Source organism: Cohaesibacter haloalkalitolerans (assembly GCF_003574655.1).
In the GTDB taxonomy this organism is placed as follows: Bacteria; Pseudomonadota; Alphaproteobacteria; order Rhizobiales; family Cohaesibacteraceae; genus Cohaesibacter; species Cohaesibacter haloalkalitolerans.
Window position 1 is genome coordinate 52,213 of sequence record NZ_QNUM01000008.1, and the last position, 21,959, is coordinate 74,171.

19 protein-coding genes are annotated in these 21,959 nt (G+C 58.0%); 12 read left to right on the plus strand and 7 right to left on the minus strand.

Annotation, left to right across the window (positions count from 1 at the left end; genetic code table 11):
* Positions 1 to 157: 157 nt before the first annotated feature.
* Positions 158 to 1,642 carry a helicase HerA domain-containing protein gene (locus DSL70_RS18375; protein WP_119309440.1) on the plus strand — a complete coding sequence of 495 codons (1,485 nt, stop codon included), beginning with the start codon at positions 158 to 160 and terminating at the stop codon, positions 1,640 to 1,642.
* 57 nt (positions 1,643 to 1,699) lie between these two features.
* Here DSL70_RS18375 and DSL70_RS18380 read toward each other — a convergent pair whose 3' ends face one another.
* Positions 1,700 to 2,239 (minus strand): RNHCP domain-containing protein, encoded by a 540-nt coding sequence (locus DSL70_RS18380; RefSeq protein ID WP_119309441.1) that lies wholly within the window; start codon positions 2,237 to 2,239, stop codon positions 1,700 to 1,702.
* A gap of 405 nt (positions 2,240 to 2,644) precedes the next feature.
* Positions 2,645 to 3,007: a winged helix-turn-helix transcriptional regulator gene (locus DSL70_RS18385; protein WP_119309442.1), complete on the minus strand. Its 363-nt coding sequence runs from the start codon at positions 3,005 to 3,007 to the stop codon at positions 2,645 to 2,647.
* A 145-nt stretch (positions 3,008 to 3,152) separates the two neighbouring features.
* On the opposite strand from DSL70_RS18385, the gene DSL70_RS18390 reads away from it, so the two are divergent.
* Complete coding sequence (locus tag DSL70_RS18390; RefSeq protein ID WP_119309443.1) at positions 3,153 to 4,268, plus strand: NADH:flavin oxidoreductase; 1,116 nt, start codon at positions 3,153 to 3,155, stop codon at positions 4,266 to 4,268.
* Positions 4,269 to 4,390: 122 nt separating this feature from the next.
* On the opposite strand, the gene mnmA is transcribed toward DSL70_RS18390, so the two are convergent.
* Positions 4,391 to 5,563, minus strand: a complete 1,173-nt coding sequence (gene mnmA / locus DSL70_RS18395; RefSeq protein ID WP_205563336.1) for a tRNA 2-thiouridine(34) synthase MnmA — start codon at positions 5,561 to 5,563, stop codon at positions 4,391 to 4,393.
* A 334-nt stretch (positions 5,564 to 5,897) separates the two neighbouring features.
* On the opposite strand from mnmA, the gene DSL70_RS18400 reads away from it, so the two are divergent.
* From DSL70_RS18400 to flhA, 9 genes are all read left to right on the plus strand, one after another.
* The gene (locus DSL70_RS18400) at positions 5,898 to 8,264 is read left to right on the plus strand and encodes a flagellar hook-length control protein FliK (protein ID WP_162916895.1); all 2,367 of its coding nucleotides are present in this window, start codon (positions 5,898 to 5,900) and stop codon (positions 8,262 to 8,264) included.
* Positions 8,265 to 8,286: 22 nt separating this feature from the next.
* A complete protein-coding gene (locus DSL70_RS18405; protein WP_162916897.1) occupies positions 8,287 to 8,958 on the plus strand; it encodes a flagellar hook assembly protein FlgD in 672 nt (223 codons plus the stop codon).
* Between the two features lie 336 nt (positions 8,959 to 9,294).
* Positions 9,295 to 9,567, plus strand: a complete 273-nt coding sequence (gene sciP, locus DSL70_RS18410; protein ID WP_090073395.1) for a CtrA inhibitor SciP — start codon at positions 9,295 to 9,297, stop codon at positions 9,565 to 9,567.
* A 359-nt stretch (positions 9,568 to 9,926) separates the two neighbouring features.
* Positions 9,927 to 11,567, plus strand: a complete 1,641-nt coding sequence (gene fliF, locus DSL70_RS18415) for a flagellar basal-body MS-ring/collar protein FliF (protein ID WP_119309447.1) — start codon at positions 9,927 to 9,929, stop codon at positions 11,565 to 11,567.
* Positions 11,568 to 11,599: 32 nt separating this feature from the next.
* Positions 11,600 to 12,637 (plus strand): flagellar motor switch protein FliG, encoded by a 1,038-nt coding sequence (fliG, locus tag DSL70_RS18420; RefSeq protein WP_245418288.1) that lies wholly within the window; start codon positions 11,600 to 11,602, stop codon positions 12,635 to 12,637.
* Between the two features lie 111 nt (positions 12,638 to 12,748).
* Positions 12,749 to 13,654 carry a FliH/SctL family protein gene (locus DSL70_RS18425; protein WP_119309449.1) on the plus strand — a complete coding sequence of 302 codons (906 nt, stop codon included), beginning with the start codon at positions 12,749 to 12,751 and terminating at the stop codon, positions 13,652 to 13,654.
* Complete coding sequence (gene fliN / locus DSL70_RS18430; RefSeq protein WP_119309450.1) at positions 13,651 to 13,992, plus strand: flagellar motor switch protein FliN; 342 nt, start codon at positions 13,651 to 13,653, stop codon at positions 13,990 to 13,992. The genes DSL70_RS18425 and fliN overlap by 4 nt, the downstream gene beginning before the upstream one ends.
* Before the next feature lie 14 nt (positions 13,993 to 14,006).
* On the plus strand, positions 14,007 to 15,380 hold the full coding sequence (flbD, locus tag DSL70_RS18435) for a sigma-54-dependent transcriptional regulator FlbD (protein WP_119309451.1): 1,374 nt from the start codon (positions 14,007 to 14,009) through the stop codon (positions 15,378 to 15,380).
* 78 nt (positions 15,381 to 15,458) lie between these two features.
* On the plus strand, positions 15,459 to 17,618 hold the full coding sequence (flhA, locus tag DSL70_RS18440; protein WP_119309452.1) for a flagellar biosynthesis protein FlhA: 2,160 nt from the start codon (positions 15,459 to 15,461) through the stop codon (positions 17,616 to 17,618).
* Positions 17,619 to 17,715: 97 nt separating this feature from the next.
* Here the strand turns inward: flhA and DSL70_RS18445 are convergent, their stop codons facing one another.
* The 4 genes from DSL70_RS18445 to fliI all read right to left on the minus strand — a co-directional run bounded on the left by DSL70_RS18445 (position 17,716) and on the right by fliI (position 20,733).
* Positions 17,716 to 18,150 (minus strand): paraquat-inducible protein A, encoded by a 435-nt coding sequence (locus DSL70_RS18445; RefSeq protein ID WP_245418275.1) that lies wholly within the window; start codon positions 18,148 to 18,150, stop codon positions 17,716 to 17,718.
* A gap of 56 nt (positions 18,151 to 18,206) precedes the next feature.
* On the minus strand, positions 18,207 to 18,752 hold the full coding sequence (hemG, locus tag DSL70_RS18450) for a menaquinone-dependent protoporphyrinogen IX dehydrogenase (RefSeq protein ID WP_119309453.1): 546 nt from the start codon (positions 18,750 to 18,752) through the stop codon (positions 18,207 to 18,209).
* A gap of 213 nt (positions 18,753 to 18,965) precedes the next feature.
* Entirely contained in the window at positions 18,966 to 19,379 is a 414-nt protein-coding gene (gene fliJ, locus DSL70_RS18455; RefSeq protein ID WP_119309454.1) for a flagellar export protein FliJ, read from the minus strand.
* A gap of 13 nt (positions 19,380 to 19,392) precedes the next feature.
* Complete coding sequence (gene fliI, locus DSL70_RS18460) at positions 19,393 to 20,733, minus strand: flagellar protein export ATPase FliI (RefSeq protein ID WP_119309455.1); 1,341 nt, start codon at positions 20,731 to 20,733, stop codon at positions 19,393 to 19,395.
* A 367-nt stretch (positions 20,734 to 21,100) separates the two neighbouring features.
* Here fliI and ctrA point away from each other — a divergent pair, with 367 nt between their 5' ends.
* Entirely contained in the window at positions 21,101 to 21,802 is a 702-nt protein-coding gene (gene ctrA / locus DSL70_RS18465; protein WP_119309456.1) for a response regulator transcription factor CtrA, read from the plus strand.
* Positions 21,803 to 21,959 lie beyond the last annotated feature (157 nt).

Consider the following 21,959-nt stretch of genomic DNA (forward strand, 5'->3'; position numbering starts at 1 on the left):
GTCATATGCCCAAAACCCTCGTAATAGCTTGCAGGTCAATCTATCAGGTGCCATCGAAACGAGCCCACCCGTTTCTTGCGCAGGCAGACCGAATCTGAGATTTTACCGGCCGAGCAGGCCGGAACGAGCGGCCAACATCCGGGAAACAGAATCAGCAATGACAGTCAGTATCGATCTAGGAACCATGAAGCTTGGCCAACCGGCGCATATGGATCTGGAAGAACTGCTGGCGACGCGCCTCCTGGTTCAGGGCAACTCCGGTTCGGGCAAATCCCATCTTTTGCGCCGCCTGCTTGAGCAGAGCGCCAAGTGGGTCCAGCAGGTGATCATCGATCCGGAAGGCGACTTCGTCACGCTGGCCGGGAAATACGGTCACGCGGTGGTGGACGCCGTCGGCACCGAAGCGGACCTGACGATGATCGCCGCCCGCGTGCGTCAGCACCGTATTTCTGCCGTGCTCAATCTGGAAGGCCTCGATGCGGACCGCCAGATGCGCGCCGCCGCCGCCTTTCTCAATGGCCTGTTCGACATCGACCGGCAATATTGGTATCCGGCACTGGTGATCGTAGACGAGGCCCAGCTGTTTGCCCCGGCGGCCGGTGGCGAGGTCAGCGAAGAGGCCCGCCGCGCCTCGCTTGGTGCCATGACCAACCTGATGTGCCGTGGCCGCAAGCGTGGCCTTGCCGGGATCATCGCCACCCAGCGCCTTGCCAAGCTTGCCAAGAACGTCGCCGCCGAAGCCTCCAACTTCCTCATGGGCCGCACCTTTCTTGATATCGACATGGCCCGCGCCGCTGATCTGCTCGGCCTTGAGCGCCGTCAGGCAGAAACCTTCCGCAACCTTGAAAGAGGCCAGTTCGTCGCTCTCGGCCCGGCGCTCTACCGGCGCTCGGAAACCGTCACCATCGGCGCGGTGGAAACCTCGGCCCGGTCATCGAGCCCCAAGCTCATGCCCCTGCCCGACGTGCAGCATGACAACATCGATGAACTGCTGTTCAAGCCCGGCTCCGATGACGATCCCCGGCCTGCGCTGACGCCTCCGGCCAAGACAACAGCCGAGGTTATGCAGCAGTTGGCCAATCTGCGCCTTGACCAGAAATTCGGCGGCGAGAAGGAGCCTCAGCTCGATCTTGACCCCGGCATCAGTGCCGAGGAACGCGAGGCAATCCTGCACAAGATCCTTGCCGATCTGCTCGATGACCCGGAAGCCGCCTACCAGCCGGTGTCTGTCCTCTATCAGGATTTTCAGGTTCGCTGCCGCATCGAGAAAACCCTCAAGATCACGCCGGACCTGCAGGAATTCCGCCAGTTGCTCGCCGTCGCCCGGGCTGGTGTCGACGCGATGGAAGAAACCCTCGACGAGGACCAGTGGAAACAGGCAGGTGTCATCGCCGACCAACTGCCAGAGGACATGCGCGGGGTCTATCTTCTGCTCGCCAAGGCGGCGCTCGGCAAGAAGCCCTGCCCGACCAATCTCGAGCTGGCCACGGCCTATGGCACCCGATCCCCGTCCCGCGCCCGCTTCCTGCTGACCTATATGGAAGAGCGCGGCTATCTGGTCTGCGCCAACGACCTGCGCGGCAACCGCATCGTCACCCTCAAGGACCTCGGTGTCCAGACAGAACCGGGCAATCCGGACTGACAGGACGCAAGAGAAAGGCAGCCCGGCAGGATTGCCCGCCGGGCCGCCCAGCATGGTCTATGGCGACCAGGACTTGCCAAACAGGGCCGTGTGAAGCTGCTCGGCCTGTTCCGCATGCAACAGCCTGATACCCGCCTCCTCGATCCTGTTTCTTTGCTCGTAGCTGATGGCTTGAGAGCGTTTGAACAGCATGAGAAGCGCATCACAGCAGTCGTCTGCGGCTATGCGGTTGATATTGACGCTGCCACAGCCGGTGCAGGCATGGACGATCATGATGTCCCCGCCCCGCTCCCGGCCATATTTGTCAACGCCGTTGCGCTTGATGGTCAACCCGACCGGCTCCATGCGCGCTCGGCATGAAGAGGCCCGATTGCCCGGCTTGGTATCGACATGCAGCGAGTGCAGACAATGGGGGCAGTGATTGCGATGCACCGTACCCATGTCAGAGGTCAGAAAAACCATCTGCTTGCAGTGGGCGCATCGAAACTCCCGGTCTGCGGCCTGCCATCGATTGTTGTTGAGTTTCTTTTTCTTGCTATAGGGGTGCCTGTCGGTGCGGAATCGTTTCCGCCCGGATGAGCCTTCGTCGTAAAACATGAGGTCTTGCCAAACATCTTGGAATAGATGATTGGGCAGAACAAAATCTCGGAATTTTAGCTAAACGGGAGATTTCGCTGCCAGCAAGGTCGAGCTGGGCTGACAGCAGCAGGGTTTAGGAGCCGCGGATCAACGCACAGGACGACCGTTCCGCAACAGCTTCGTAAAAGCCGGTGCGGCGCTGGTTACACTCTCTGAAACGAATTGGCTCGACAAAAAACACCCCTTTATCTGATTGGTTTGCCGCCTGCATACGGCCAGAGGCGCAACAAGGCAAGTCCCAGAGCCACGCCATCTGGAGTTGCGGCACACCCTGTTGCACAAAAGACGCATTTCAACCGCCAGTTTCAGCAGATACCCCCAGATCAGCCGACGGCAGACCTTGAGCGTGAGACAGGGATTTCCTCAGGCCCGCTCGGCGTCGAACGCCAAGCGCGCCGCGCTCACCGCATCCATGTTGCAACTTGTCCATTGATAAAGAGCGGAAAGCGGCTTCATCAGGGAGCGGCCAAGTTCGGTCAGTTGATACTCCACCGCAATGGGCGACGAATTGCGCACCCTGCGCAGCACCAGGCCGTTCCGTTCGAGCTTGCGCAACGCCTGGGTCAGGGATTTCTGTGATACGCCCTCAAGCCGACGCTTGATGTCATTGAACCGCCTAGGCTCGTCATCCAGTACACACAGGATCATCATAGACCATTTATCTGCAATGTCGGCAAACAGCAGACGGCTCGGACAATTGGCAGAAAACCGGCTTTTCTTCAGCATTGTGGTTACCTCCGGGAAACCTGGTGACGAATTGGTTCCTTATTGACACCAGGTATACAGTGAATACCTAATGGACGAAACCCGGTTTCCATCACCCGTTTTCATCAGCATCGACTTGCAAAACCACTCAGACAGTTATGGTACAATGACAGATATTGATACAAGCAGCCTGTTTCGCCCCTTCTCAATTGGCTCTCTTGAGCTGAAGAACCGCATCGTCATGGCCCCCATGACGCGGAACCAAGCGCCGGATGGCATCCCCAACGAAAAGAATGCCGAGTATTACCGCCGCCGAGCCGAGGGGGAGGTTGGCCTCATTCTCTCCGAGGGCACAGTGATCGACCGCCCGTCATCGCGCAACCTGCCCAACGTGCCGTTTTTCCATGGCGAGGCAGCCCTCGCTGGCTGGAAAGCCGTCATTGACGCCGTTCACGCCGCTGGGGGTGCCATGGGACCACAGCTCTGGCACACAGGTTCGACCCGCAGCGGCGACTGGGATCCGGGCGTGGACGTGGAAAGCCCGTCCGGCCTGATCGGTCCGGACAATCCGCGCGGCAAGGTGATGAGCGATGCCGATATCGCCGATACCATCGCCGCCTTTGCCTCGGCGGCCAAAAGCGCCAAAGAACTTGGGTTCGATCTGGCAGAATTGCATGGTGCCCATGGCTATCTCATCGACCAGTTCTTCTGGGAAGGCACCAACAAGCGCGACGACAACTGGGGGGGCTCCACCCTGATGGACCGCTCCCGCTTCGCTCTGGAGGTCGTCAAGGCCTGCCGTGCGGCCGTTGGCTCCGATTATCCGCTGGTGCTGCGCATCAGTCAGTGGAAACAGCAGGACTACGTTGCCAAGCTGGCCAAGACCCCGGCCGAAATGGAAAGCTGGCTGACCGCATTGGCCGACGCCGGTGTCGACGTCTTCCACTGCTCCCAGCGTCGCTTCTGGGAACCGGAATTCCCGGATGTGGACGGTGAAGAGGGCCTCAACTTTGCCGGCTGGGCCAAGAAACTGACCGGTAAGACAACCATCAGCGTCGGCTCGGTTGGCCTCAGCACCGACTTCCTGTCGTCCTTCGGTGGCGAAGACGCCTCATCGACCGGCCTCGACAAGCTGATCAAACGCATGGAGCGCGATGAATTCGACCTCATCGCCGTTGGCCGCGCCCTGATCAGCGATGCAGGCTGGGCTTCGAAAGTACACACCAATCACATCGAAGGGATCGTCTCCTTCGAGCGTCCTCATCTGGCGACGCTCGCCTGATAAGGCAGAAGGCATGATGCATGAGGGAGGCCCGGAAACGGCCTCCCGATCATGACCAAAAGAAAAGGCCGGTTCCCACGAACCGGCCTTTTCAATATCAGTTATGACAGATGCACTATCGTTCAGGCTGCCCCGACGATCTCCGGAATGGCCACCTCGGTGACGGTGCGGTCAATCCAGCCACCGCCCCAGAGCTGGGCTTCCTTGGCAAGGCCTTCATAGAAGACACAGGCCTGCCCTGGCGCCACGCCTTCTTCGCCATCGAGCAGTTCCACCTCGAACTCGCCATTGGGCAACGCAAACAGTAGCGCCTCCTTCGGCGGACGGGTCGAACGGACCTTGGCATAGATCTCGAGCCCTTCGGCCGGAAACTCGGCAATGGTCTGAGGCCCGAGCCAGTTGACGTCGCGCAACTTCAAGCGGCGAGTGATCAATGCCTCACGCGGCCCGACAATCACATGCTTCTGGTTCGGATCGAGCTTGACCACATAGAGCGGTCCGCCACCATAGGAAACGCCCAGACCGCGACGCTGACCGACAGTATAATGGATGATCCCCTTGTGATCCCCAAGCACCGTGCCATCAATATGAACGATCTTGCCCGGCTCGGCAGCACCCGGATGCAGGCGCTCGATGATATCGGTGTATTTGCCGGTCGGGACGAAGCATATGTCCTGACTGTCCTTCTTGTCGGCCACAACCAACCCCAGGTCATGGGCCAGCTGTCTGGCTTCCGGCTTGGACATGCCCCCCAGCGGGAAGCGCAGGAAGTCGATCTGGTCCTGCGTGGTCGCAAACAGGAAATAGGTCTGGTCGCGGTCTTCGTCGGACGGACGGAACAGAACCCGCCGGTTGCCCACCATTCTGGATGAAATATAGTGTCCGGTCGCCATGCAGTCGGCGCCGAATTCCTTGGCCGCTTCCAGCAGGTCCTCGAACTTGACCGTCTGGTTGCAGGTCACACATGGCACCGGAGTTTCGCCAGCCAGATAGCTTTCGGCGAACCGGTCGATCACCGCTTCCTTGAAGCGGCTTTCGTAATCCAGCACATAATGCGGAATACCCAGATGCTCGGCCACGCGGCGCGCATCCTGAATATCGGTACCGGCGCAGCAGGCACCAACGCGGTGCATGGCCTTGCCATGATCATAAAGCTGCATGGTCACGCCGATGACATCATAACCCTGATGTTTCAAGAGCGCTGCAGTGACGGACGAGTCAACGCCGCCAGACATGGCAACAACAACACGGGTGTCTTCGGGGCGACCAGGCAAATCGAGACTGTTCAGCATCAATCGATCTTTCTCTTATCCATTCGGCAGCAAGCTCTGGTCCTGCTTGTTGAGCTGCCGACACAAGTTTTAGCCCTTATATAGCGTCTTTGGGCCTGTTGAAAAGGAGAAACTGGAAAAGACTGCGGCCTCCACCCGGCATTTTTTGCCACGGCACGGCAAATATTATCCCTCCCGGAGGCGACGGCAGCACCCAGAATGTGGGCCAAAAGCCAGAAATCTGCCATTTCCCACCCCCACAAAACACAGAAACAATTTGGCATAATTCTTGAATACGTAAGCCCAACAGTGTGTAGTGAGGTTGGGTATGGCTTCTCAGTATTCTTCGATTATGAACATGGGTCCCGCACAAAACGCCAAGGCGAACTACGCCTCGCGCGGTTTCGGAGACACGCAAGCCAGAAGCAACTCCAACGCGCAGGACACCCACACCTCCTTCGAAAGCCACCTCAAAAGCGAGACCGCAAGGCAGGATCCCCGCTCGGAGCGCAGCAACGCTGCCGACTCAGAGCAGATCCGCAATGTGAGAGGAACCGAGACCGCCCGCAGCGAGCGTCAGGCCGACCACCGCTCCGATAGAGCTGGCCGCGCTGATACATTCGCCGAAGCGTCAGAGGAGCCATCCCCCATAGCAGATGACAGCGCAGCGCCCGACGCTTCAGCATCCGAGATGACAAGTGACGCAACAACGTCCGCCAACGCCGAGACGTCCGAACAAGTGCCTGAAGCTCCCGTTGTGGATGCAGGGGACAGCACGGGCGCGCAGCAAGTAGCCGCAGTTCAGCCTGAAGACCTGCCGCAAGCGGACGACCTGCCGATGCCCGATGACCAGATGGTTACCCCCCCAACGTCGCCAGTGCCCCCTGCCGCTCAGGTAGACGCTGACGCAACAGATGCTGCAAGTGAAGGGGATGCCACCGCTTCCGACGCCCCGGACGCCGCAGCGGCATCGCCGGACGAAGCCAAAGAAGCATCAGCAGACGACCCGAACGGGGACGACAACACGACCCCGCCGATGCCTGCCATGCCTCCAGTTCATCCCATGCCTTCGCTTGAAGACGGAGCAGACGCCAGCAACGGTGCCGAGCAGACTGCCAGCACCACGGACAGCCCCGAAGGTCAGCCTGCCGGCGAACCGGCCGTAACGCCCCCGTCTGGAACAGGTGCCGGGGCAGTAGACACCGCCGCATTGCCTGACGCCCCTCAGCCTACCGTGCCACCGCTGGTTCAGGACACTGCCAGCGCTGCAGATGATGCTCAGCACCCCCCGGTGATGCCGCCTCTAAACGGTAGCCAGACAAGCACATCCAACGGGGCCGACGGCCCTGCAGCACAGGGAAACGACAGCGAAGCAGCGGCAGCGACCACCACGGGCGCCAGCGATGCTGAAGCAGCTCAAACGACTGAAGCCGCAACGGAAACAGATCCGGCTTCCGCCGCACCGTCCAATATCGATGTCACCGATGCGGCAGGCGTGACCACAGAGACCGCTGAAGCTGCCAAGGCAGACACCACCCGGCCTGTCCCTGCGGAAGCCCCGCTCAAACCGGCTCCGCAAGCCAGCGCGCAGCCAAACGACGCAATGGACGCCATCGCCTCCGGCCAGCCAGCGGAAGAAACGACGAACACGGCTGCCGCCACTGTCAGCAACAACAATGCAGTTGCCGACACCGATGCATCTGAAGACACCCAGAACGTAGACGGGCAGAAGAACAAGCCACATCCGGATGCCGCCAAAGCCGACGCCACCGTCATGGCTACTGCCACAACCAAGGCAGATAGTGCAGAAGCCGATGCAGGCACGGATGCAGATGGCGACACGGCAAAGACCACTGTCACCACGGCACAGCAGCCTCAGGCCGGATCAACCGCAGAAGCCGGAGCCCAGATCGCCAAGGCCCAGGGTCGCCAGACCGCTGACGGGCAGCAGCAACCGGCCAATCCATCGGCACAGGCCAGCCAGTCCGCTGCATCCGGTACGACCGGGACACAAAGCGTGTCTGACACTCAGAGCGCCACGGCCGATAGCGATGCCGTCGCGGCCAAGCCTGAAGAACACAGGAATGCAGCCCGCAACGCCCCCAAGGGTGATGCCTTCTCCAAGATGATGGCGATGGTGGACGACAAGGCGACGATCAGCACCAACAGCACCGGCGCCTCTGATCTGACCTCCTCGACCCAGGCAACCGCCAGCTCGACCGTGCGCCTGACCAGCATGGATGGCCTTGCCCAAACCGGCCAGACCGCCCAGCAGATCAGCCTTGCCAACTCCAACGCGATCGCAGCGGAAATAACGAAATTCGCCCGGAAAGGCGAGACCCGCTTCGAAATCCGTCTTGATCCGGCAGACCTTGGCAAGATCGATGTCCGCATGACCATCGGATCAGATGGCCACACCCGCACCCACCTCTATGTCGAGCGGCCCGAGACCCTTGACATGCTGATGCGGGACCAGCGGTTCCTGGAGCGCAGCCTGCAGCAGAGCGGCATCAACCCGCAGAACCAGAGCCTTGACTACTCCCTGATGGATCAGGGCAATCAGGGCTGGCAGATGGCCGGGCAGGATCAATCCGCCTATGAGCCGGACTATTCGGACCAATCCTCGGCGGCCGACGAGTCCGACGAAACCACAATAACTGCACCTCAGACCTCCCGCTATGCCGCACACTATGTCGCGACCGGCGGTCTGAACCTTGTAATCTGATCTCGCATTTGGAGACATGACGATGACCTCTATCGGATCCATCGCCTCGCAAGCCGTTACAAGCGCATCCACAGACAACACGAGTCTCATCAATAACTATGAGACCTTTCTGACCGTGTTGACAACGCAACTGCAGCATCAGGACCCCATGGACCCCATGGATTCCAGTCAGTTCACCCAGCAGCTGGTGCAGTTTTCCAGCGTTGAGCAGCAGATCAAATCCAACGAACAGCTGGAGAATCTTGCCAGCATGATGACCTCGTCCAATGCGCTCGGGGTTCTCAATTTTGTCGGCACGACGGTCAAGGTCGATGGCGCACAAGGACATCTGAACAGCTACGGCACAGCGACCTACACCTTCACGGCGGACAAGGCAGGCACTGCCGACATCTCCATCCGCAACGCCAACGGCGACGTTGTCTACTCCCGCAGTGAGGTCAGCATCAAGGAAGGGGAACAGACCTTCAACTGGAGCGGCACCGACAACTCCGGCAACCGGCTACCCAACGGCACCTACACCATCACCTTCGACACCAAGAATGATGAGGGAACCTCCGAGATCGAAATCGACACGGATACGGTCGGTGTGGTGACGGATGTCGATCTGTCGTCTGCAGTCCCCATGCTGATCGTCAACGGTCAGGCCATTCAGACATCGCAGATCAAGTCGGTCGGCATCGAGGCAAGCTCCTGACAATGAACCGCCCATAGCCGGGATCGCGGCGATCCTTCGCAAGGGTCGCCGGCCCCTGTTGCTCAAGACTTACGCCCGAAAGCAATTCCCAAAACCATTGCCCAAAACCATTGCAGAGTGCATGACTTGCTAACGGTCCATCGGGGCCGTTAACCATATTGCAAGGAAGCAGATTTTTTTATTTCTCCGCTGACGCCGCAAGTCTTCTGCCGTTTTGCAAAGATCCTTTCATATTGAAAAAAACTATTACTAAAATCTATCCAGTGGCTTAGCTCTTTTTTAAAGGCATTGCCTTATGCTCGACTTCGATGAGGTCAGGTTGAGTGTGAGAGTACAATGACCGATCAAATACGTGCTAGAGTAAAATATGTCATCGGCCCCGATGGGAGTCCCTTGACTGTCGCAGATCTCCCACCTGCCAATACCAGGCGTTGGGTTATCAGGCGAAAAGCCGAAGTTGTTGCTGCCGTTCGCGGTGGCCTGCTCAGCCTCGAAGAGGCTTGTCAGAAATACACTTTGACGGTTGAGGAATTCCTTAGCTGGCAGAGTTCCATCGATCAGCATGGTCTGGCAGGTTTGAGAGCAACGCGGGTTCAACAATACCGGTAGGAATTTGCAGCAAGAAACCCTTTCTGCAGGTCAAAACGAAAAGGTCGAGGGTCCGCCCTCGGCCTTTTTTTAATTTCCAGCACCAAGGCCCTCCACGGGGTCGCCCTGCACCGCAAATCACTAATCAGCACAACTACTTATCACGCATCATCAGGCATCCCGCCAGGGGCTTCAATTCCCACATCCCACAGGAAATCATGCTCTTATTTGATTTTTTCTAGGGAAATAGTTGGGTATTTGACCACGCAAATTGGGCTGTTAACCTTTCATTAACCAAACCCTTAACATGTTGTTAACCATCTCCTAGGAAAATATTGCCTAGTGATTTGGTGCATCTCTGAAACGACAAGGCTAATGGTGTGAACGGACTATTCGACTTCTTCAAAACGCTTGGCCCCGCCCGTCTGGCTGCGATGGGGGTGGTGACTGCCGTTTTGATCGGATTCTTCGCCTTCATCATGATGCGGGTGAGTGAACCGACCCTTTCCCCACTCTACACGGACCTGTCGTTCGAGGATTCCATCCAGATCACCAAGCTGCTCGATGCCCAGAACATCAAGCATGAAGTCCTCGACGAGGGGGCTGTCATTCTGGCACCGAAAGCGGACATCCTCAAACTGCGCATGCAGCTGGCAGAAAGCGGCCTGCCGACCGGCGGCAATGTCGGCTACGAGATTTTTGACAAGACCGAAACCCTCGGCACCACGAGCTTCATTCAGAATGTGAACCATCTGCGCGCGCTGGAAGGCGAACTGTCCCGTTCCATCCGCACCATCCGCAACGTGCGTCAGGCCCGTGTTCACCTTGTCATGCCGAAGAGCGAGCTCTTCAAGCGCGACCAGAAGCAACCGTCCGCCTCGATTGCCGTCAAGCTGCAGGGCAATCTGAACACGGCACAGATTCAGGCCATCCAGCATCTGGTCGGTTCCGCCGTCGAAGGGCTCGACCCGGAAAACGTGACCATCGTTGACGAACGGGGCCGCCTGCTGGCCTCCGGCCGCGGCAATGACGAAAGCTACATGTCCGCTCACATGGAAGAACGGCAGGTTCAGCTTGAAAATCGCCTGCGCAACCAGGTTGACGAAATTGTCTCCTCGATTGTTGGTCAGGGTCGGACCCGCATCGAGGTTGCTGCCGAAATGAACTTCAACAAGGTCACGGAAACCAATGACCTTTACGATCCGGATGGTCAGGTTGTCCGGTCCACCCAGACCCGCTCGGAAAACGCCAACAGCAAAGACCAGGAAAGCAATGCCGGCGTAACGGTTGGCAATCAGCTGCCTGATGCCAACGCCAATGACCAGCCAGCCGGTTCGCAGGAAAATTCCGCAACCACGGAAGAGCTGGTCAACTACGAAATCTCGCGCAAGACCACGACAGAAGTCATTCAGGGCGGTCGCATCGAGCGGCTGTCTGTGGCTGTTCTTGTCGACGGCACCTACGAGAAGAACGCCAACGGCGAACTGGTCTACACCCCCAGAACCCCCGAAGAGCTGGAACAGATCGCAACGCTGGTTCGTTCCGCAGTCGGCTTTGATCAGACCCGCGGCGACAAGGTTGAAGTGATCAACCTGCAGTTTGCCGAAGGACCGCAGACAGTATTCGAAGAAACAGGCAATGAACTGTTTGCGTTTACCAAAGATGACTATATGCGCTTTGCGGAACTGGGCATCATGTTCATCATGACCCTGCTCGTCCTGTTCATGGTCGTCCGTCCGCTGATGAAGCGCATGTTCGAGAAGGGCGATGACCAGAAAGATGATCTGGACATCATCATCGGTCCGGATGGCGTTGCCATGATCAAGAGCGAGAGCGGGGAACTGATCCCGGCCCCGCATGGTGATGACGATGCCAAGCATCCGACCATGCATGCCATTGAGCTGGCACAGCTGCAGGGCGCCCTGCAGGCAGACACCCTGATCAAGGTCGGCGATCTGGTCAAAGAAAACCCTGAAGAAGCAGCCAAGATCATCCGTCTCTGGCTGCAGGATGCAGCATGAGGAAACCGATGGCATCAACCGCCCTGACCAACATGAAGAATGCCAATGCGTCTGTCTCGGAGGCCCATGAGGAACGCGAGCTGTCCGGTGCGGAGAAGGCTTCGATCATCCTGCTCGCTCTCGGAGACGAACATGGCGGCCCGATCTGGAGTCGGCTCGACGACATCGAAATCAAGCAGGTCTCGATCTCCATGTCCAAGCTTGGCGGCATCACGCCGAACATGCTTGACAATCTGATCATCGAGTTTGTTTCCCGCCTGTCCTCCAAGGGTGCAGTAACCGGCAACTTCGATTCCACCGAACGCCTGCTACTGTCCTTCCTGCCACAGGATCGCGTCAACGCGATCATGGAAGAAATCCGTGGCCCGGCAGGTCGCAACATGTGGGAGAAACTGTCCAACGTTCAGGAGAACGTGCTGGCCAACTATCTCAAGAACGAATATCCGCAGACGGTTGCCGTTGTGCTCTCGAAGATCAAATCCGACCACGCAGCCAAGGTGCTGTCGATCATGCCGGAAGACTTCGGGCTCGAAGTCATCAATCGCATGCTGTCCATGGAAGCCGTGCAGAAGGAAGTGCTGGAAAAGGTCGAGCAGACCCTGCGTGTCGAATTCATGTCGAACCTGTCGACCACCCAGCGTCGCGATGCCCACGAGGTCATGGCCGACATCTTCAACAATTTCGACCGTCAGACAGAAGCCCGCCTGCTTGCCGCACTGGAAGAGGAGAACCGGGAGTCGGCCGAGAAGATCAAGCAGTTGATGTTCACCTTCGAGGACCTCAGCAAGCTCGATTCGAGCGGTGTTCAGGCTCTGCTGCAGAATATCGAGAAAGACGTTCTGGCACTTGCCCTCAAGGGCGCGAACGAAACCATCCGGACCCTGTTCCTCGACAACATGTCCCAGCGTGCTGGTGCCATGCTCAAGGAAGACATGGAAAGCATGGGGCCGGTTCGCCTGCGCGACGTCGACGAGGCACAGGGCTCCATGGTCAACATGGCCAAGGATCTTGCCGCACGCGGCGAAATTCTCATCGCCAAGGGCAACAGCGACGACGAGCTGATCTACTAGACCGGCCCGACACAAGAACAGCCCGTCGTGCCAGCCCTTCCGTTGGCCGCGACAACAGAATGAAACGACAACCGCCCCTGGAAAAATTGGGCAAACCGGAATCAGAAAAGAATGTCACAGGCAGCTCGCTATCTCTTCGATCTGGACTTTTCCGCTCCGCCGGAACCAGTCATTGAAGAACAGATCGAGGAAATTCCGCCCGAACCGATGATTACGGTTGCCGAGCACGAGCGCCTGCTGGCTGAAGCAAGGGCTGCTGCCTTTGCCGAAGGCGAGGCAAAGGCGCACGACGAGCGGGACTTGCTGGCCAGTGAACAACGGGTTGCTCTGGAAAAGGAAATCGTCGAGCAAATCTCGATGGTCTACACCGAGGTCGGCACCCTGATGCAGCGTCTTGAAAGGGATGCCAGCAATCTGGCCTTCGCCTTCGCCTCGCGCTTTGCCGAAAAGCTGGTCGCACAAGAGCCCAAAGGCGAGATCATGGCCCTGCTCAACCAGATTCTGGCACCACTGCGCAAGACGCCCCATATCTCGATCCGCCTCAATGATGCGGTCGCCGACGATGTCAAGGCTGCCGTGGATCAGCAGATGAACGAGCTCGGCTTCACCGGGACCCTGACCATCCTGCCAGACCCGGCAATCATGCCTGGCGACTGCTCGGTGGAATGGGTCGATGGCGGCATCGGTCGCAACATGCGCAGCGCCATCCGTCAGGTTGAGCAGTTGCTCACCGACCATTTCGCGCATGTCCCCGAAGACCCGGAAGATCCCGAAGAGGAAGAAGCCGAGGAAGCTGAGGCAGCCTCGGATACCACGGACGACCAGCCGGAAGCAGGCATGACCGAGGCCAGCCCTGACGATGAAGCCACGGCCAACGAAGCCCTTTCCGATGACGGCCATGCCACAAGCGCCGATGAAGCCGCAGATGGACAGGCCTCGGACGCTGCCCCCTCCCCCACCGGAGAAGCCTCCGAGATGGCAGTAGACGACCTTGATGCAGAGAGAGAAGAGCAATGAGTGACAACGACAAGAATGAAGGCCTCACTTTGCAAGAACAGAATGCCCGAGCGATTGCCGAAGCAGACTTTTCCGAGGACTCCAATCAGAAGAATGCAGCCGATCTGGAAGCGGTCTTCGACGTTCCGGTCCAGGTGTCTGCCATTCTGGGCCGGGCCAAAATGCCGGTTAGCGAGTTGCTGGATCTGGATGTCGGCAACGTGCTCGAACTTGACCGCAAGGTCGGTGAAGCCGTCGACATTTATGTGAATTCCCGTCTGGTTGCCCGCGGCGAGGTTGTCCTCGTCGAAGAGAAGTTGGGCGTGACCATGACTGAAATCATCAAATCTGAAAAATAGGTTGGAAGAGAAAAATGCGCCTCCTTATTACCGGTACCCTCAATGGCCAGCTTTCCCAGGCAACCAAGATTGCACTGGATCGCGGTGCTCAGGTTTCCCACGCCGAAACGGCGCAAATGGCCATCAGCCACCTGCGGGCCGGGCGCGGCGCCGACCTGATGATGATCGACGTCAAGCTCGACATTGCCGGACTGATCCGCTCCCTCGAGGACGAGCGCATCACCATCCCGGTCATTGCTTGCGGTGTGGAGAATGACGCCCGTGCAGCGGTCAACGCCATCCGGGCTGGTGCGAAGGAATATATTCCTCTGCCGCCGGATCCGGAAATCATCGCCGCCGTTCTGGAAGCCGTCTCAAAGGATCAGGGTGATCTCATCCACCGTGACCCGGCAATGAGCAATGTGGTGCAGCTGGCCAACCAGATTGCCCCCAGCGACGCCTCTGTTCTGATCACCGGCGAAAGCGGCACCGGCAAGGAAGTGCTGGCCAAGCACCTGCACAAGCATTCCCGTCGCGCCTCCCATCCATTCGTTTCTGTCAACTGCGCCGCCATTCCGGAGAATCTTCTGGAATCGGAGCTGTTCGGCCACGAAAAGGGCGCCTTCACTGGCGCCATCGCCCGCCGTATCGGCAAGTTCGAGGAAGCCAATGGCGGCACCCTGCTGCTCGATGAAATCTCGGAGATGGACATCCGGTTGCAGGCCAAGCTGCTGCGCGCCATTCAGGAACGCGTGATCGACCGCGTGGGCGGCACCAAGCCCGTGCCGGTCGACATCCGCATCATCGCAACGTCCAACCGCAACCTTGCCGATGAAGTGCGCTCTGGCAATTTCCGCGAGGATTTGCTCTTCCGCCTCAATGTCATCAACCTGCAGATTCCGCCACTGCGCGAACGCCCACAAGACATCGACCTGCTGGCCGCCCATTTCGCCGACAAATACGCCCAGGCCAACGGCCTGCCCCAGCGCAAGCTGAGCCAGGACTGCTACCGCCATCTGCATGCCTGCACATGGCAGGGCAACGTGCGTGAACTGGAAAACACCATCCACCGTGCCGTGCTTCTGGCAACCGGCGTCGAGATCAGCGCCGAGGCCCTGCGCATGCCGGACGGCAGCCGCATGGACGAAACGATCATCGGCATGGCAAGCGGCCCGGCGGCTCAGGCTGTCATCGCAGCCGAAGGCGTAACGCGCACACTGGTCGGTCGCACCGTGGCTGAAGTGGAACAGGATCTTATCCTCGACACCCTCGACCACTGCCTTGGCAACCGCACCCATGCCGCCAACATTCTGGGCATCTCCATTCGCACCCTGCGCAACAAGCTCAAGCAGTATTCGGACGAAGGTGTTGAGATCCCGATGCCCGGAGAAGCAAGACAGGCTGGTTGATTGAGAAAACTCCGGCTTTGGAATTGGCAAGAATCAGGAGATAAACGGTATTAGCTCTCCCTGTGATGGACCTGCTCAATGAGTGACGCAAACGCGACAGCCCCGGCGGAAAACGCCTCTGACTCCCCGGCATCCTCCGGATCCCGGGGACCGTCGCCGCTCGACCAGTTAAGCCACCTCATCACCTTCCTGCGACAGGGCGACCTTGGTCTGGCCATCGGCGTGATGACCATTCTCGTGGTCATGATCCTGCCGCTGCCTTCGGCTTTCATGGATATGTTCCTTGCCATATCCATCATCTTTTCGGTGCTCATTCTGATGACATCGCTGTTCATCAGGGCACCACTGGAATTTTCGTCCTTCCCGACGATCCTGCTGGTCTCGACCATGTTGCGGCTGGCGCTGAACCTGGCATCGACCCGTCTCATTCTGGCCTATGGCCATGAAGGCCCAGGCGCAGCAGGCAACGTCATTGAAGCCTTCGGCAATTTCGTCACCCGCGGCAACTTCGTCATCGGCGTCATCGTCTTCGCCATTCTGGTCACGGTGAACTTCGTCGTTATCACCAAGGGTTCGGGCCGTATCGCCGAAGTCGCCGCCCGTTTCACCCTCGACGCCATGCCCGGCAAGCAGATGGCAATCGACGCCGACCTGTCGGCAGGCCTCATCAATGAGGAAGAGGCCAAGAAGCGCCGCAAGGATCTTGCCGATGAAAGCACCTTCTTCGGCGCCATGGACGGTGCCAGCAAATTCGTGCGCGGTGACGCCATAGCCGGTCTCATCATCACCTTCATCAACGTCCTTGGCGGCATCATCATCGGCGTCGCCCAGAAAGACATGGCGATTGGTGATGCAGCCCAGTCCTATACTCTTTTGACCATTGGTGACGGTCTGGTCTCCCAGATTCCGGCCCTGATCGTTTCGACCGCCGCCGGCATTCTGGTTTCCAAGGCAGGCGTCAGTGGCTCTGCCGACAAGGCCCTCGTTGACCAGCTCTCCGGCTATCCGAAAGCACTGGGCATGTCCTCTGCCGTCATGGTCGTCATGGCCTTTCTGCCCGGCATGCCACTCATCCCGTTCCTTACACTGGGCGTCGGCGCAGGCTATCTCTCCTACAAGGCCAGCCAGAAGCACAAGCGTCAGGCCCTTCAGAAGGTCATTGAAGAGAAACAGCAGGAGCTGCGCGAGGCCGCCCCGCCCAAGGAAGAGCCGATCAGCGCGGTGCTCAAGATGGACGAACTGCGCCTCGAACTTGGCTATGGTCTCATCAGCATGGCCAGCGGCAATGCCTCTCAGGCCCTGACCGACCAGATCAAGGCGCTGCGCCGCCAGCTCGCCTCCGAGATGGGCTTCATCATGCCCGCCGTCCGCATCATGGACAACGTCCAGCTGCAGGCCAACGACTATATTCTGAAGGTCAAGGAAGTCGAAGTCGGGCGCGGCGTGGTCTATCCGAACCAGTTCATGACCATGGACCCGACCGGCGCCGACATCACCCTGCCGGGCATCAAGACCACCGAGCCGACCTTCGGCCTGCCTGCTGTCTGGATTGATGGCTCCCTGCGCGAGGAAGCAGCCATCCTCGGCCTGACGGTCGTCGACCCGGCCACGGTGATCTCCACGCACCTCACCGAAATCATCAAGGCCAACATGGGCGAGCTGCTCTCCTATGCGGTTGTTCAGGGACTGCTCGACGAACTGCCGAAGGATCAGAAAAAGCTGGTCGACGACATCGTACCGAACCAGATCACCATTTCCGGCATCCAGCGTGTGCTGCAAAGCCTGCTGGCCGAGCGGATTTCCATTCGCGATCTGTCCGCCATTTTGGAAGGCGTCGCCGACGCCTCCGGCTTCACCCGCTCCATCCAGACCATGACCGAACACGTGCGCCGCCGTCTTGCCCTGCAGATCTGCGCCAGCCATCAGGCACCGGGCGGCTATCTGCCAATCCTGACCATGTCGCCAAAATGGGAACGGGAATTCTCCAATGCCCTCATTGGCGAGGGCGACGAAAAGCAATTGGCAATGGCCCCCAGCAAGCTGCAGGAGTTCGTTGGCCTTGTGCGCGACGGCTATGAAGACGCCGCTCAGGTGGGAGAAATTCCGGTGCTGTTAACCTCTCCGCTGATCCGCCCCTATGTCCGCTCGATCATTGAGCGGTTCCGGGCCCACACGACGGTTCTCAGCCAGAATGAGATCCACACGCGGGTCCGCCTTAAGACAGTTGGCTCAATTTGATACACCCGTGCAAAATGCCCGCTTCCGAGGCGGGCGTTCTGCAGTTTGGCCAGTTAACAAACAGCGCTGAAAAGTAACGATTAGGGCCGTTTGAAGGCTATTTCCGCACCATGACCGAGGCCAGAACCGAGGCCAGTGTCGCAGTGGCATAGAACCAGATTCCCGGCATCGCCGAAGCGGTTGCCAGACCGCTGGTCTTGGCCGAGAAGATCACCAGCGCAACCAGCAGCACATCCATCATCGACCATTTGCTGGCAACCGACAGCAGCGCCAGCGAGCGCGACTTCTTGCCCCGATAGACAGCAATATGCAACAGCAGGATCTTGGCAGCGGGCAGCAGCACCGAAAAGGCGATGATGATCAGCGCCAGCACCGTCTCTCCCTGCTCCCAGAGCCCCATGATGATGGTCTTGAGCGACGGGGTCTCCGTGAAGAACAAAAGCTTGTCCAGCGACACCAGCGGCAGGGTGATCCCCAGACCAAAAGAAAAGGCGGCAACAGCCAGAAGAATGGGCAGGAGAATGGCAGACAACAGCACGCCCTCGACAAATGCACTTGATGGATACGACGAAAACTCAGTCCCTACCCTTATACAAGCGCAGCGATCTCTTCGGCCAGCTCTTTCACCTGATCCCAGTCCGTAAATTCGATCGTCACGGTGGGATCGGTTGGCCCCTTGGTCATCCGCATGATCAGACGGATCATGAAGCGGTCAAAGGCGCGATATCTGGGATAATCCAGCTTTCCGGCAATGGCTCTGACCAGCACCGGCGACAGCGGATGCCGCTCAACCCATTTGCGCAGATAGACGCTGTTCTCGATGACCCGTTTGTGCGGCTTGCGCGCCGTCAGATTGACAGACAGCATGGCAAGCGGCTTTTCCAGTAGCCTGTCCTTGAAATGCTTCAAAAAGCGCTCTGCAGGCTTCAGATGATACCCATAGCGGATGGCAGCCAGCATGATGACAAAATCTGCGACATCCACCTCAGGCGCCAGTTTGGACGGATCGGGATGGCAGGTCAGATCGATCAGCGCGACCTCCTGCCCCAAAGCGTGCAAATGTCCGGAAAGGGTAGTGGCGATTTTTTCGGTCTGCCCGTCGTGGCTGACGAAAAAAAGTGCGATCTTGGCCATAGGGAAACAGCTGCCTTTGAATTCAATGCTTTGTCAGCCTTACTCGAAAAAGCAGCAGGAGGCCACCGGTCGCGGCCCGATTTGTTCGATAATCACAAATAGGCAACGGATTTGCCATCGCTTCGATGGGCAAATCCGCAAAAAGGAGTATACACGAACCACAAGGCTGGTCGGGCGACCAGCTCTCGGAAGTCCTCAAAATCAATGGAAGCCCTAGCGGCCGCGTCGATGGCCGATCATGGCGAAATCATCCAGCTCGTCCTGTTCGGCCTGATCCCGGGCAGCCTGTTCGCGCAGATGATCGCGTTCTTCCAGCATTTCGACCTTCTTCATGTCAGCCACAGCTTCGCGCAACTGATCCTGCGCCCGTTCCAGCTGTTCATTCAGATCATCGATGGAAACCTGCAGGTTTTCCTTGCGCTGCATGGCCGCCTTCGCAAAGGTCGGATAGGCAAAATGACCGATATCGCTGATGCCCGCCTTCTCTTCCTCGATGGCAATCTGCGCATCAAGATCGCGGATCATGCCCTCGAACTCGGTAACCATCAACTCGATCTGACCAACCTGACGGCGCTTTTCATCAACCTGAAAGCGTTTCAGACGGATAAGACTCTCACGTGACTTCATTACTCAATACTCCTTAAAGCCCCGAATTGCCCTGAGCGGTCCGCGCCCCAAGAATGGATTGCAAGGCCTGATATCCCTCTTCAATGCTGGTGGCCTCCCCCTTGTTCTGCGTCAGGAAGGTTTCCAGTGGTTCATGAAGAGCGATGGCCAAATCCACATTTGGATCGCTTCCCCGTTTATAGGCCCCCAGACGGATCAACTCTTCCATATCCGAATAGGTCGCCATATATTGCCGAGCCTTCAACACATCTGGCCAATAGGCCGGATCGGCAGCCTTGGGAAGTGTACGCGAAACAGATTTCAAAATGTTAATCGCCGGGTACCTTCCCCTCTCAGCAATGGCCCTTTCCATAACGATATGTCCATCCAGAATACCACGAACAGCATCCGCTACAGGCTCATTGTGATTATCACCTTCCACCAAAACAGTAAAAAGTCCGGTAACGGCACCCTCATTTTTTTCGCCAGGTCCCGCTCTTTCCAGCAATTTGGGCAATTCTGCGAAAACTGTGGGTGTATAACCCTTGGAAGTCGGCGGCTCACCTGCGGCCAGCCCGATCTCGCGCTGGGCCTGAGCAAAGCGGGTGACAGAATCCATCATGCACAGAACCTGCTTGCCCTGCTTGCGGAAGAACTCGGAGAGAGCCAGCGTCAGATAAGCCGCCTGACGGCGCATCAGGGCCATTTCGTCCGACGTGGCGACCACGACGATGGAGCGTTTGAGGCCCTCCTCCCCCAGATCATCCTCGACGAATTCCTGAACTTCGCGTCCACGTTCGCCGATCAGGCCAATGATATTGACCTCGGAACTGGCATTCCGCGCCAGCATCGACAGCAGCACGGACTTGCCGACGCCCGATCCGGCGAAAATACCCATTCTCTGGCCCTCACAGAGGGTTATGAAGGTGTTGAGCGCCCTCACCCCAAGGTCCATGGGGCCACCCACGCGCATGCGCTTGTGCGCCGCTGGAGGCTTACCTCTCAAATGCACGGAATCGTGACCACGCGCCAACGGCCCCTTGCCATCGATCGGCTCGCCAAAGGCGTTGATCATCCGGCCGAGCCACTCCTTCGTTGGCCGGATCGCTACCGGCCCGTGCAATTCAGCCCGACAGCCCAGCCGCACCCCTTCCAGATCGGAATAAGGAAGACACAAGGCCCGATCAGAGGAAAACCCGACCACCTCGCATTTGATGGGCTCGCGCCCTTCGGCGTGAATCGACAACATCGACCCGACACTCATTTCAAAGAGCGGCCCAGCCACCTCCACCAGATGGCCCTGAATCGAGGCCACCCGGCCAAATGCGTGCCGGGGCGTGATGTCGTCCAGTTTGCTGATCAGTTCCTGTACCATTGCCAAGCCTTTAATAATTCTTTTCCATGGTAATGATTCGTTTACCCGATTGGTTAATTATTATCTCCAATGGGTTTGCTAGGGAAATTCTTCCTAGTAGGTCGAAACTGACTCTGCCGGATACGGAGTGACACTTAATATTTTTTATTAATGTGAAACTTTACGTCAGGTACTGGGAACAATTTTCCTAGAATTCAATGGGATATCACTTTTCTTTGTGAAGTTCCAACCCAAGACTTGCATAGTGGAATCAGTATTTGTTAACCATTATGTACTAGCCTTGGAATCTGGGTTAAAATTTGGTTCTTGTCGGCTGCGACTCTGCAGATTGCTCCGAGCCCAGAATAGGCAAACAAAGAGGATTGGCATGCGCGTTTTGCTAATTGAGGACGACGGCGCCACAGCACAGAGCATCGAGTTGATGCTCAAGTCTGAAAGCTTCAATGTCTACACAACCGATCTCGGTGAAGAAGGCATTGACCTTGGTAAGCTGTACGACTACGACATAATTCTACTGGACCTGAACCTGCCGGATATGAGCGGTTACGAGGTGCTTCGCACCCTGCGCGTATCCAAGGTCAAGACTCCTATCCTGATTCTCTCCGGTCTGGCCGGTATCGAGGACAAGGTGCGCGGTCTTGGTTTCGGTGCAGATGACTACATGACCAAGCCATTCCACAAGGATGAGCTGGTCGCCCGCATCCATGCGATTGTTCGTCGCTCCAAGGGGCATGCACAGTCCGTGATCTCCACAGGTGAACTGACCGTCAACCTCGACACCAAGACTGTCGAAGTTCAGGGCCAGCGCGTCCACCTGACGGGCAAGGAATATCAGATGCTCGAGCTTCTGAGCCTGCGCAAGGGCACGACCCTGACCAAGGAGATGTTCCTGAACCATCTCTATGGCGGCATGGATGAACCGGAATTGAAGATCATCGACGTATTCATCTGCAAGCTGCGCAAAAAGCTAGCAACGGCCACTGGCGGCCGCAACTATATCGAAACCGTCTGGGGTCGCGGCTATGTTCTGCGCGAGCCTGATGAAGAGGGTATGAGAGAAAGCGCCTGAAAAGATACAGACGACTGACCGGGCAAGGCCGCCAAATGCCGGGCTGAGTGTCAGTTTTGCAAGAATTCCGTCCTCTTTAGAAAAAGCCGCCTTACTCAAGGCGGCTTTTTCTTTTGCCCCTCGAATGCTCAATCAATACGGTCAGGGACATCACTCC

Bases quoted from the DNA above. Each gene is read 5' to 3' on its own strand.
- DSL70_RS18375 (WP_119309440.1), top strand. From the start codon at position 158: ATGACAGTCAGTATCGATCTAGGAACCATGAAGCTTGGCCAACCGGCG.
- DSL70_RS18380 (WP_119309441.1), bottom strand. From the start codon at position 2,239: ATGTTTTACGACGAAGGCTCATCCGGGCGGAAACGATTCCGCACCGAC.
- DSL70_RS18385 (WP_119309442.1), bottom strand. From the start codon at position 3,007: ATGCTGAAGAAAAGCCGGTTTTCTGCCAATTGTCCGAGCCGTCTGCTG.
- DSL70_RS18390 (WP_119309443.1), top strand. From the start codon at position 3,153: ATGACAGATATTGATACAAGCAGCCTGTTTCGCCCCTTCTCAATTGGC.
- DSL70_RS18400 (WP_162916895.1), top strand. From the start codon at position 5,898: ATGGGTCCCGCACAAAACGCCAAGGCGAACTACGCCTCGCGCGGTTTC.
- DSL70_RS18405 (WP_162916897.1), top strand. From the start codon at position 8,287: ATGACCTCTATCGGATCCATCGCCTCGCAAGCCGTTACAAGCGCATCC.
- sciP (WP_090073395.1), top strand. From the start codon at position 9,295: ATGACCGATCAAATACGTGCTAGAGTAAAATATGTCATCGGCCCCGAT.
- fliG (WP_245418288.1), top strand. From the start codon at position 11,600: ATGAAGAATGCCAATGCGTCTGTCTCGGAGGCCCATGAGGAACGCGAG.
- DSL70_RS18425 (WP_119309449.1), top strand. From the start codon at position 12,749: ATGTCACAGGCAGCTCGCTATCTCTTCGATCTGGACTTTTCCGCTCCG.
- fliN (WP_119309450.1), top strand. From the start codon at position 13,651: ATGAGTGACAACGACAAGAATGAAGGCCTCACTTTGCAAGAACAGAAT.
- flbD (WP_119309451.1), top strand. From the start codon at position 14,007: ATGCGCCTCCTTATTACCGGTACCCTCAATGGCCAGCTTTCCCAGGCA.
- flhA (WP_119309452.1), top strand. From the start codon at position 15,459: ATGAGTGACGCAAACGCGACAGCCCCGGCGGAAAACGCCTCTGACTCC.
- hemG (WP_119309453.1), bottom strand. From the start codon at position 18,752: ATGGCCAAGATCGCACTTTTTTTCGTCAGCCACGACGGGCAGACCGAA.
- fliJ (WP_119309454.1), bottom strand. From the start codon at position 19,379: ATGAAGTCACGTGAGAGTCTTATCCGTCTGAAACGCTTTCAGGTTGAT.
- fliI (WP_119309455.1), bottom strand. From the start codon at position 20,733: ATGGTACAGGAACTGATCAGCAAACTGGACGACATCACGCCCCGGCAC.
- ctrA (WP_119309456.1), top strand. From the start codon at position 21,101: ATGCGCGTTTTGCTAATTGAGGACGACGGCGCCACAGCACAGAGCATC.